This window comes from Streptomyces klenkii, from assembly GCF_003626645.1.
GTDB classification, from domain to species: domain Bacteria; phylum Actinomycetota; class Actinomycetes; order Streptomycetales; family Streptomycetaceae; genus Streptomyces; species Streptomyces klenkii.
Genome location: NZ_RBAM01000030.1, coordinates 21,948 through 32,816, shown reverse-complemented (window position 1 = coordinate 32,816; position 10,869 = coordinate 21,948). Strand labels below are relative to the sequence as shown.

Sequence of the window (10,869 nt, the reverse complement as noted above, 5' to 3'; positions counted from 1 at the left end):
GTGACGACCGTGACGGCTTCCGTGGTGGTGACCGTCGCGATGACCGCGGTGGTGACCGTGGCGGCTTCCGCCGTGACGACCGTCGTGATGACAACCGCTCCGGTGGTTTCCGCCGCGACGACCGCCCCTCCGGCGGCTTCCGTCGCGACGACAACCGCTCCGGTGGCTTCCGTCGTGACGAGCGTCCGGCCGGCGGCGGCTTCCGTCGCGACGACCGCCCCTCGCACGGCGGCGGCTTCCGCTCCGGCGGCAGCGACCGTCCGTTCAACCGCGACCGTCGTGACGACCGTCCGGCCGGCGGCGGCTTCCGCTCCGGTGGCCACGACCGCCCGACCGGTCGCCGCGACGACCACCGCGGTGGCACCGGTTCCTTCGGCCGCCGCGACGACAAGCCGCGCTGGAAGCGCAACGGCTGATAACCGCAGGTGATTTGGGGCCCGTACGGCACTTCGGTGGCGTACGGGCCCTGCTGCATCCGCGGGTTCGTCCGACGCATCGGCCATAACGACTCGGGATAACGCGGTCGGCCGGGCTATGCTGCGGGGTGCGGGCCGTTAGCTCAATTGGCAGAGCAGTGGACTTTTAATCCATTGGTTGTGGGTTCGAGTCCCACACGGCCTACGCGATGCGGGTCCGGCATTATGCCGCTGACCTGCGGTCGAGCGCCTCGCCAGGCATGTGCCGGGCGGGGCGCTCCGGCGTTCTGATGCGCTGTGGGCAGCCATTGCGTGGCCAGAAGCCGGGGACGAGCAGGCAGCATCGGGGCGAGGGCTGAGCCCTCGCCCCGGGCGCCACGCCACCCTTCGGGACTCCTCAGCGGCCTGTGCGGTCAGGTACCGGCCACTTTGCGAGGTCTGTGACGAACTCGCTGTAGGAGCGGTTGGTGCCACTGGGCTTGGTGAGCATGCCGTGGCTCAAGGCCTTGCGGACGATTTCCGGGCCGTCGCTCTCCCGGTACCGCGGGCTGGTGAACTCGGCCTGCAGGTCTTCCTTGGGGGACAGCCGTCGACCTGTGTCCTTGCCCTGCCATTGGGCGGGAAACTGCCACGCCGGTCTGTGGAGTGTGAACGCCTTGGGGAAGAGAAGAAGCCACGCTTCTGACTCGGCGGCCGCCAGGGCGTAGACGGACGAGCAGGAGCCGGCAGCCTTGGCGATGGCCCCGGAGACCGCTCGGCGTGCAGCGTCGTAGGCCGGTCCTGGAGGAGTGTCCATGTCCTCGTGGATTGCGATCCCGATGAATTCACCCCTCTTCAGCCTGGCCTTTCCCTGGGCCTTCCTGACCAGGATGGACGCAGCTGTCGCCAGGTCGGCACCCGACTTCTTGCGCAGGCGCACCGGATCGGTGATCTCGGTGAGGCTGACGGCGGAGGCAAGTTTTGGGTGGTTGGCCTTGATGAAGGCAGCGAGCATCCGGCGATCGTTGGAGCTCTCTCCCGCGAGAACGACGATGCCGTTGCTTGATGTCTTCCTTATGCCTCCACGGTTCACAGCTCTTCCCCCGTCAGGTCGCCACCGAGCACACCCGAGAACCACAGTTCCCCGAGTGGTTGGTCGCCCGTTTCCGCAACGATCTCCTTGACCTCTGCCGTTGACAGGGCGGGGATGGTCGAAGCACCTTCCTCGTCGCGGTCGCACACCACGAATTCCTCGGGCTGTAGGCGATCGACGAGTGCAGGTGAATGGGTGGCCACGATCAACTGGGTTCGTTCAGAGGCCTCGCGCAGTCGTTCCACGATGAGCTCGAGTGCCTGGGGGTGCAGGCCGTGATCGATTTCCTCGACACAGGTCAGCGCGGGCGGGTGCGGGTCGTACAGCATGGCCAGCAGTCCCAGGAGGCGCACCGTGCCGAAGGAAGCGTCGGCCAGGGGCGTGGTGCGACGCAAGCCCCGTTCGTGCAGGACTACGGCGAGACGGTCCGAGTAACCCCCGACTTGCTCGAACTCTATGGTCTCTAGCTGAGGCAGGATACGGCGTGCATCTTGTGTCAGCAGATTCCAACGCTCCTCGTCGGCGCTGAGTTGGACCAGGAAGGCAGCGAGGTTCTCCGCATGCGATTCCAGGCGTCCGGCGAGAGTGGAGCGGGCGCGGGTGGGTTGACGTGCTGCCGCGACGTTCACATCGAATACGCGAAACGAAGAAAGACGGTCGGCGACTCGCGCCACTTCCTCGCCACCGTCCGATCGGCCCAAGCGAGGGAGCGTCGAGAGTCCACTGCTTAGCCGCTGGATGCCGAAGCTGCCGCTGTCGGACTCCCGGCCCGCCCGTTCCTCCACCACACGGGCTTCTCCGCCCGAGACAGTGATGCGCCGCCCTCTGCCCTGAGTGCGCTTGAAAGTGAAGCTTTCCTGCCGGGACAGGGTGTAGGAGTCCCGTTTGTTGGGGGCCGAGCGCCGACGAATGGTTAGCGAGTACTCGTCCGGAGCCTTAAGACTCGCGTGGGTCGTCCATGTGGCTTGGAGTTGGATCTTCAGGTACGTGGGCGGCCTCTCACCACCCCAGAAAGCCACCTCGTCGAAGCCGCCCCGTTCGTCGAGTGCAGGCTGGAGATCAGTCCGGATGATCGCGGCCAGGAAGTCGAAGACCTTCAGCACGTTGGATTTGCCGACCCCGTTCGGGCCCACGAGCACGGTGAGTGGGCCGAGGGGGATGGTCACGTCGCGCAGGCTGCGGAAGTTCTCGACGCGGAGTTCTAGGAGACGGCCGGGCATGGGATGAACCTATCGGGTGGGGTGATGAAGGGGCGGGCAAGTGGGTGGCGTGGTCAGCGACAGCCGACTTGGCCATGATCTTGAGGGCGTGTCAGGCAGGCTAGGCCTTCGGGCCGACAGTGGCTCTCCTGCGATCCACAGACGATGCGGAGAATCGTGAGCGGTGCCTGAGGCCGGGGGGCGCACGGGCCGCGCACGCTCCGCCCTCCGAGCCACCCTTGGACGCCCCCCGCGTGCCCGGCCCTCCGCGCACCCAGTTCCCGGAAACCCGGCACCCGCCTTGTGTTCGCGCCGCTACGGTAAGTGCGCGGGGTGGGTGCGGCGAGGGCCGGGAGGTCGGAGGCATGGAGAACTCGCGAGCCGGTGGGAGCGGAAGCGGAAGCGAGCGAGGGGAGCGGGGCGACCAGCCCCCGGCGTGCAGGGCGCACAGGGGGCGCACGGAGCGCGGCCAGGGCCCGTCCGGGCCTGCGGGAGCCGCACAGGCAGCGGTGGGGACCCAGGGAGCCCCGGGTGCCGCGGCAGGGGCCGCGGGTGCCGGCGGGGCCGAGGCGACGCCCGCCGAGCACGTGGCGGCACTGCTGAAGCGGGCCCAGAACGGCTTCGAGATCGGCGAGCCCGTCCTGGCCCGGCTGCGGACGGCGCTGATGCATCAGGCGGAGCTCCGCTCGTACCGCCAGCGCAATGACGAGCACCGCCCGCTCCGCTGTAATTCGTACCGGCACGTCTTCCTGCTGGCCGACGGCAGCAGCCTGCTGCTGTTCGAGCTGGAGCACGACACCGGCCCGGAGGACGCCTTCGTCTACGAGCTCTACGCCGACGAGGACGCCCTCGACCGGGCCGAGCAGCGCGTGCACGAGCGGATCGGCGGCGGCATCGGGCCCGGCAGCGAGGGCGACGAGCTGCCGGCCTGGCTGGCGGAGGAGCTGCTGCTGGCCATGGGGCCGGTCCAGCCCCGCCGGGAGTACGTCGCCGACGCCTCGCCCGATCACGCCCGGCGGCTGCTGCGGCGCGCGGAGAACGAGGACGGGCCCGGCGAGGTGGTGCGCGAGCTGCTCCAGGGGGCGCTCGGCCACCACATCGCGCTGATCACCAAGCCGCGGCGCCGGGGCGCCGGGCGCGACGCCACCTGGTGCCGTTTCTACGAGCACGCGTTCCTGCTGGAGGGCGGGGGCGAGCTCAGCCTCTGGGAGCTGGAGCACAACATGAACAGGGACGGCCGCCTGGTCTGCGAGGTCTATCTGGACGAGACGGAGGCCGAGGTCGCCGCGGACCGGCATGCCCGCGCGCAGGGCGTGGAGCTGTAGGGCCGTAGGGCTGCAGGGTGTAGGCCGTAGGGCTGTAGGAGCGGGGTGCGGGCAGGCACCGTCGGCGGGCGGTGGTACGGGGGCCGCCGACGTGTGCTAGAGGAGTGCTGCATGCCTGTGCTAGGCTGAACTGACGTTTCAGTTGTGGTACCCATGAACTCGTGTGCGCCTGACGGTTATGTGAACCGACGGCGCATTTTTGTTTTTGCCGGTCTATTCCGGTGTGGGGCCCATTGCACCCGTCTCGGGTGTATCCACTAAGGAGATAGACATGGCTACTGGCACCGTGAAGTGGTTCAACTCGGAAAAGGGCTTCGGCTTCATCGAGCAGGACGGCGGCGGCCCCGACGTCTTCGCCCACTACTCGAACATCGCCTCCAACGGCTTCCGTGAGCTGTTCGAGGGCCAGAAGGTTTCCTTCGACGTCACGCAGGGCCAGAAGGGCCTGCAGGCCGAGAACATCGTCGCTGCCTGACGATGATGCCCGCCCGGACGCCGGTCGCGGCGCCGGTCGCCGTCTGACGGCGATCCGCCCGCCGGCTGCCCCGGGCTCTGCATGAAGCACCAAGGCAATGGGGCCCGCACCACTGGGTGCGGGCCCCATTGCTGCCCCTGCGCCGGCCGGCGCCCCGCTGCGACCGGCCGTCGTCCCCGCACCAAGCGCGCCCAGGCTTTTCCGCCGTTCTGCCGTTCCCGCTCCTCAGGGCCGCGGCCTCGCGATGCGAAGTCTCCTTTCCGGGCGTGTCCACCCCCTTGAGGGAAGGTCCCACCCGCATGACTCGCTCCGCCCGTCCCACGACCCGCTCGCCCCGCGGGCCCCAGCAGAACCGCTCCGACCGTCCCGGCCGCGGCGCCCAGCAGAGCCGTGGCGGCGCCCAGCCGGCCCGCCGCCGGCCCGCCGCCCCCCAGGGTGACTTCGAGACCCCGGTGAGCACGACCCCGGCGCTGCCGCCCGTGGCGTCCTTCGCCGACCTGGACATGCCGGCCGCGCTGCTCTCCACGCTGACCCGCGAGGGCGTCACCGAGCCGTTCCCCATCCAGGGCGCGACGCTGCCGAACTCGCTCACCGGCCGTGACGTCCTCGGCCGCGGCCGCACCGGCTCCGGCAAGACCCTCGCCTTCGGCCTGGCCCTGCTGGCCCGCACGGCCGGCCGCCGCGCCGAGCCCGGCCGCCCGCTCGCGCTCGTCCTCGTCCCGACCCGCGAGCTGGCCCAGCAGGTCACCGACTCCCTCTCCCCGTACGCCGGCGCCGTCAACCTGCGGCTGGCCACGGTCGTCGGCGGCATGTCCATCGGCCGCCAGGCCCAGACGCTCGCGCGCGGCGCCGAGGTGCTCGTCGCCACGCCGGGCCGCCTCGCGGACCTCATCCAGCGCGGCGACTGCAAGCTCGGCGACGTGCGGATCACCGTCCTGGACGAGGCCGACCAGATGGCCGACATGGGCTTCCTGCCGCAGGTCACCCGCCTGCTGGACCAGGTCGACCCGGAGGGCCAGCGGATGCTGTTCTCCGCGACCCTCGACCGCAACGTCGACCGCCTCGTCCGCCGCTTCCTGTCCGACCCGGTGACGCACTCCGTCGACGCGTCGGTGGGCGCGGTCGTCACGATGGACCACCACCTCCTGCACGTCGACGAGACGGACAAGAAGGACACGGTCACCCGCATCGCCGCCCGCGACGGGCGCGTGATCATGTTCGTGGACACCAAGCGCGGCGCCGACCGGCTGGTGAAGAAGCTGCTCTCCGAGGGCGTCCGCGCCGCCGCGCTGCACGGCGGCAAGAGCCAGCCGCAGCGCAACCGCACGCTGGACCTCTTCCGTACGGAGCAGGTCACGGCGCTGATCGCCACGAACGTCGCCGCGCGCGGCATCCACATCGACGGCCTCGACCTCGTCGTGAACGTCGACCCGCCCATGGACCACAAGGACTACCTGCACCGCGGCGGCCGTACGGCGCGCGCGGGCGAGTCCGGCACGGTCGTCACGCTGGTGCTGCCCGAGCAGCGCCGTGAGATGAGCCGGATGATGGTCACGGCCAAGATCTCCCCGAACGTCGTCACCGTAGGCCCGGACCACCCGGAGCTCGTGCGCATCACGGGCGCCCAGGCGCCGAGCGGCGTCCCGGTCGTCATTCCTCCGGCGGTGCCGGCCCAGGCGACGCCGCGGAAGCGCGGCGGCGGCTCCGGCTCCGGTGCCGGTACGGGGGCGGCCGGCGGGGCCGCGGCAGCTGCTGGGTCGCGTGGGTCCCGGGGCACGCGGAGCTCGCGGGGCGGTCGTGGGCGTGGGCGCGGGGAGGGCTCTTCCGTGGCTTACTCCTCCTCGTCCTCTTCCTCCTCCTCTTCCTCGGGGTCTTCGGGTTCTTCGCGCTCTTCCGCGTCGGGCTCTTCTTCCCGTTCCTCTTCCGGTGCGGGCGGTTCCGGCCGGGGCGGCTACGGGCGGGGTGGCAACGGCGGCACTGGCGCCGGCGCCGGTTCCGGCCGTGGCGGCCGTGGTGGCAACGGCGGCGGGGGCGCGCGGCAGCGCCGCACGTCTTCCTGAGGCTCTGAGGCTCTGGCGCTCTGAGGCTCTGGCGCTCTGAGGCTCTGAAGCTCTGACGCCCGGGGCTGCCGGTTGATCGGGGGCCTGGCCGGTCGGCCGGTTTCCCCCCGATCGGCCGAGCACCGTTCGCCCGGTGACCTCCCGCCCGGAAGGGTGGGAGGGGTGAGCCGAACTGCCTGCCGCGCCGCGGGGCGCACCGTCCGCCGCGCTGCCCGTAGGCTTCCGGCCCTCCTGATCACCGGGGGAGCCCTGTTCGGCCTCGGGGCGCCCGCGAACTACACGTGCGCCCCCTTCCTCTCCGCCGCGCCCCTCGTCGCGGCGCCCCTGCACACCCTCCGCGCCACCGCCGCGGCCGCTCTGGCCGCGGTGGCGGTCGCGGTCGGCCTCGTGTTCTACCACCGGCCGTCCGACACCGGTGAGGCGCTGGCCGAGATCGCCGCCATCAGCGCGGTCTCCCTGGTCGCGCTGGGCATCAACCGCATCGCCCACCGCAGTGACCAGCAGCTCGCCTCCGCCCGCGGCATCGCGGAGGCCGCCCAGCGTGCCGTCCTGCCCGCGCCCCCGTCCCGCATCGGCGGCCTGCGGGTGGCCGCACGCTACGTGGCCGCGCATGCCGGCGCCCGGATCGGCGGCGATCTCTACGCGGTCCAGGACACCCCCCACGGCGTACGGGTCGTCGTCGGCGACGTCCGCGGCAAGGGCCTGGGCGCGGTCGAGGCCGTCGCCGTCGTCATCGGCGCCTTCCGGGAAGCGGCCGATCAGGAGCCGACGCTGGAGGGACTCGCGGTGCGGCTGGAGCGGGCGCTGCAACGGGAAGGCGCGCGCCGCGCGAACCTGGACCAGCACGAGGGCTTCACCACGGCCGTCCTGGCGGAGCTGCCGCCGGGGCAACCCGTACTCCGCCTGCTGAACCGCGGCCATCCGCCGCCGCTCCTGCTGCACGCGGACGGCCGGGTCGGTGCGGCCGACCCGACCGTGCCCGCACTGCCGCTCGGGCTGGGGGACCTGGGAGTGTGGCCGGACCGGGCCGAGGAGCGGGAGTTCCCCGCGGGGTCGACGCTGCTGCTGATGACGGACGGGGTGACCGAGGCCAGGGACGCCGACGGTGCCTTCTACGACCCGCGGGCGGAGCTGACGGGCCGGCAGTTCAAGAGCCCGGAAGCGCTGCTGGACAGCCTGGTCGCGGAGGTCACGCGTCATTCGGGCGGTCAGGCCGCCGACGACATGGCCCTGTTGGCGATTCGGCGCGGCGAACGCATCGAGCGAATCGAACAGCATTTCGTAGAAAGTATCGACAGGTTCCGTGGGCGGACGTCCTGTGAAGAGCTGTCAGGGAAGAGCGGTGGATCCGGGCTTTCGGCTTGGAATCCACCCGGCATGTCTATTAACGTTCGATAACGGAGCGCGGTCGTCGCAACCGCCACAAGGCGGTGCACCGTGCGCCATCGCCGAATCCCGCGGGCACAGTGCCACCTGATACACCGGCATGTTTCTGGGAACCGGGGAACCACCACCCTGGGGTGAATCGGGCCGCACGCGGCTCGTAGGAGACCTTCCTGCTCCGAACCCGTCAGCTAACCCGGTAGGCGAGAAGGAAGGAAAGGAGTGCCTTCGTGGCATCCAACGAGCCTGCCGCTTACGGGCCTGACGCCGCATACGAGCACGACTCCTACGATCCTCCGCTCGTACCGGCGTACGCACCGCCGTACGTGCCGGAGCCGGAACCGCAGTCTTACGAGCCCGAGTCGTCTTACGAACCGGAGCGGTCGTACGAACCCTCCGCCTTCAGCGCCTTCTCCTTCGGCGCGGGTCGCGGGCGCCACCGCGTCGTCAAGCAGCGCGGCGGCACGATGGCCCGCAGCGGTGCCGTGCTCGGCGTGGGTGTCATCGCGGCGGTCGGCGCGGGCGGGATGGCGAGTGCGCAGGAGCGTCCGGCGGCCTCCATATCCATGCCCGACCTGGCGCAGCTGCCGGGTGTGGGCTCGTTCTTCGCGGGGAGCGCGGCGGGCACGGCCTCGGCCGATTCCCTCGGCGAGGAGACCGGTAGCGGTACGGCCGCTTCCGAGATGGCGCAGGACGCGGCGAGGGCGGGTGAGGCGCTCCGGGCGAGGATCCTGGAGCAGGCCGATCACCAGCAGACTGCGGCTGATGCCGAGGCGCAGGCGGCCCGGGTGACGGTGGCTGCGGCGGAGCAGAAGCAGGCGGCGGAGCACAAGGCGGCCGAGGCGGAGGCGGCGCGTACGGCGGCGGCCGCGGCGGCTGAGCAAAAGCAGGCTGAGCAGAAGCAAGCTGAGCAGGGGCGGGCGACGTCGGCGCAGTCTCCGCAGTCCCCGGAGTCTCCGGAGCGGACCCAGGAACGGCCCCGGGCGCGGACGCCGGAGAGGAAGCAGCCGGAGAAGAGGGAGAGGTCCGGTGGGGCCCCCGCCCCGGTCCGTCACTCCGGCGCGCTCACCCTCCCCGTCGGCTCGTACACCCTGACGGCCGGCTTCGGGCAGGCGGGCAACATGTGGTCCGCGCACCACACGGGCGAGGACTTCGCCGCCCCGACCGGCACGCCGGTGAAGGCGGTGGGCGGCGGCACGATCACCCAGGCCGGCTGGGCGGGGGCGTACGGCTACCGCATCGTGCTGAGGCTCGACGACGGCACGGAGCTGTGGTTCTGCCACCTGTCGTCGATGGTGGTCACGTCGGGCAAGGTCGCCGCGGGCCAGGTCATAGGCCGGGTCGGCGCGACGGGCAACGTCACTGGACCGCATCTGCACCTGGAGGTCCGGCCGGGCGGTGGCGCGCCGGTGGATCCGCTGGGCTGGCTGCGAGGCAGGGGCCTGCGACCGTAGCGAACGGTGCGCACAACGCGGACGGCGCGACGATCACGGCGGCCGTACCGGCGCGGCTGGACTGCCTGCCGCGGTCGCGCCGGCACTGGACCGTGGCGATCGGCCTCGGCACAGTCTGGCTCCCGAACCGGAATACCCGCTCCCGCAGGGACGCTGAGGTAATGCATGGCTGACATTCACAAGAAGATCGGCAACCTCTCCGTCCACCCGCTCGCCCTCGGCGGCAACGTCTTCGGGTGGACCGCGGACGAGGCGGAGTCCTTCGCCGTCCTCGACGCGTACGCGGCGGCCGGCGGCAACTTCGTCGACACCGCCGACGTCTACTCCGCCTGGGTCCCGGGCAACCAGGGCGGCGAGTCGGAGACCGTCCTCGGTAACTGGTTCGCGTCACGCGGCAACCGCGCCGACATCGTCCTCGCCACCAAGGTCGGCGCGGGCGTCCCCGAGCCCCGCGGCCTGCGGGCCTCCGTGATCAAGTCGGGCGTCGAGGAGTCCCTGCGCCGCCTGCGCACCGACTACATCGACCTGTACTACACGCACTACGACGACCCTTCGGTGCCGGTGGAGGAGTTCATCACCGCCCTCGACGCGCTGGTGAAGGAGGGCAAGGTCCGCGAGATCGCGGCCTCCAACATCACGCCCCAGCGCCTGCGGGAGGCCCTGGAGTTCTCGGACACCGCGGGCCTGGCCAAGTACGTGGCGATCCAGCCGCACTACAACCTGGTCTCCCGCGACACGTACGAGGGCGAGCTGGCGTCCGTGGCGGCGCGGCACGGCCTGGCGGCGGTCCCTTACTGGGCCCTGGCCTCGGGCTTCCTCACCGGCAAGTACCGCCCCGGTACCGCCGTGGACAGCGCCCGCGCGGGGGCCGCCGGCAAGTACCTGGAATCCGAGCGCGGCCTGCGCGTCCTGGCCGCCCTGGACGAGGTCGCCGCGGCCCACGACGCGGAGCTCGCAACGGTGGCCCTGGCCTGGCTGGCGGCCCAGCCGACCGTGGCTTCGCCGCTGGCCAGCGCCCGCACGGTGGAGCAGCTGCCGGCGCTGCTGGCGGTTGCGGATCTGAAGCTCACGGACGAGGAGCTGAAGCGCTTGACGGAGGCGTCGGCGTAACGGCGAGAACGCGGGGCTTCAGGAACACGAAGCCCCGCGCTCCTCTTCAGGCCCGGCTCTCCACAACCCAGGAGGCCAGGGCGACCCCACCGGCAACGGCGAACACGGACGGCCAGGCCCCGATCTTCTTCGCCAGCGGATGCGACCCGCCGAACGCGGCAACGTACAGCCCGGTCAGCGCCGCAGCCTTGGGCACCCCGACCTTCCCGGCCCACTGCCGAGCAGCCACCCCACCGGCCACAGCCAGCGCAGCCCCACCAAGCGGCCGCTTCTTGGTCCACCGGGCAACCCCGTACCCACCAACAAGCCCACCAGCAGCAACCACACCCGCAGGAACCCGACCCATCCCACACCTCCACATCAAGAACCCCAACA

9 protein-coding genes, 1 tRNA gene, 1 pseudogene and 1 riboswitch are annotated in these 10,869 nt (G+C 71.2%); of the genes and pseudogenes, 8 read left to right on the top strand and 3 right to left on the bottom strand.

Annotated features, from left to right (window positions below):
- Both D7231_RS38630 and D7231_RS33250 read left to right on the top strand, forming a co-directional pair.
- Positions 1–416, top strand: a pseudogene (locus tag D7231_RS38630) (DEAD/DEAH box helicase); the annotation flags it as partial.
- 132 nt (positions 417–548) lie between these two features.
- Positions 549–621, top strand: a tRNA-Lys gene (locus D7231_RS33250).
- A gap of 192 nt (positions 622–813) precedes the next feature.
- Here the strand turns inward: D7231_RS33250 and D7231_RS33245 are convergent.
- The gene (locus tag D7231_RS33245) at positions 814–1,410 is read right to left on the bottom strand and encodes a hypothetical protein (RefSeq protein ID WP_120759854.1); all 597 of its coding nucleotides are present in this window, start codon (positions 1,408–1,410) and stop codon (positions 814–816) included.
- Between the two features lie 74 nt (positions 1,411–1,484).
- Complete coding sequence (locus tag D7231_RS33240) at positions 1,485–2,708, bottom strand: AAA family ATPase (protein ID WP_120759852.1); 1,224 nt, start codon at positions 2,706–2,708, stop codon at positions 1,485–1,487.
- 488 nt (positions 2,709–3,196) lie between these two features.
- Here D7231_RS33240 and D7231_RS33235 point away from each other — a divergent pair, with 488 nt between their 5' ends.
- The 6 genes from D7231_RS33235 (at position 3,197) to D7231_RS33210 (ending at position 10,494) form a co-directional block, all read left to right on the top strand.
- The gene (locus D7231_RS33235) at positions 3,197–4,012 is read left to right on the top strand and encodes a DUF6227 family protein (protein ID WP_120759850.1); all 816 of its coding nucleotides are present in this window, start codon (positions 3,197–3,199) and stop codon (positions 4,010–4,012) included.
- A gap of 271 nt (positions 4,013–4,283) precedes the next feature.
- Complete coding sequence (locus tag D7231_RS33230; RefSeq protein WP_030367061.1) at positions 4,284–4,487, top strand: cold-shock protein; 204 nt, start codon at positions 4,284–4,286, stop codon at positions 4,485–4,487.
- A gap of 299 nt (positions 4,488–4,786) precedes the next feature.
- Positions 4,787–6,547: a DEAD/DEAH box helicase gene (locus D7231_RS33225; RefSeq protein ID WP_120759848.1), complete on the top strand. Its 1,761-nt coding sequence runs from the start codon at positions 4,787–4,789 to the stop codon at positions 6,545–6,547.
- Between the two features lie 162 nt (positions 6,548–6,709).
- On the top strand, positions 6,710–7,945 hold the full coding sequence (locus D7231_RS33220; RefSeq protein WP_242000052.1) for a PP2C family protein-serine/threonine phosphatase: 1,236 nt from the start codon (positions 6,710–6,712) through the stop codon (positions 7,943–7,945).
- A gap of 71 nt (positions 7,946–8,016) precedes the next feature.
- A riboswitch (cyclic di-AMP (ydaO/yuaA leader) is annotated at positions 8,017–8,151 on the top strand.
- 9 nt (positions 8,152–8,160) lie between these two features.
- Positions 8,161–9,384: a M23 family metallopeptidase gene (locus tag D7231_RS33215; RefSeq protein WP_242000051.1), complete on the top strand. Its 1,224-nt coding sequence runs from the start codon at positions 8,161–8,163 to the stop codon at positions 9,382–9,384.
- Between the two features lie 165 nt (positions 9,385–9,549).
- Positions 9,550–10,494, top strand: a complete 945-nt coding sequence (locus D7231_RS33210; RefSeq protein ID WP_120759845.1) for an aldo/keto reductase — start codon at positions 9,550–9,552, stop codon at positions 10,492–10,494.
- 46 nt (positions 10,495–10,540) lie between these two features.
- Here the strand turns inward: D7231_RS33210 and D7231_RS33205 are convergent, their stop codons facing one another.
- Entirely contained in the window at positions 10,541–10,840 is a 300-nt protein-coding gene (locus D7231_RS33205; RefSeq protein WP_194961459.1) for a hypothetical protein, read from the bottom strand.
- Between the last annotated feature and the right edge of the window lie 29 nt (positions 10,841–10,869).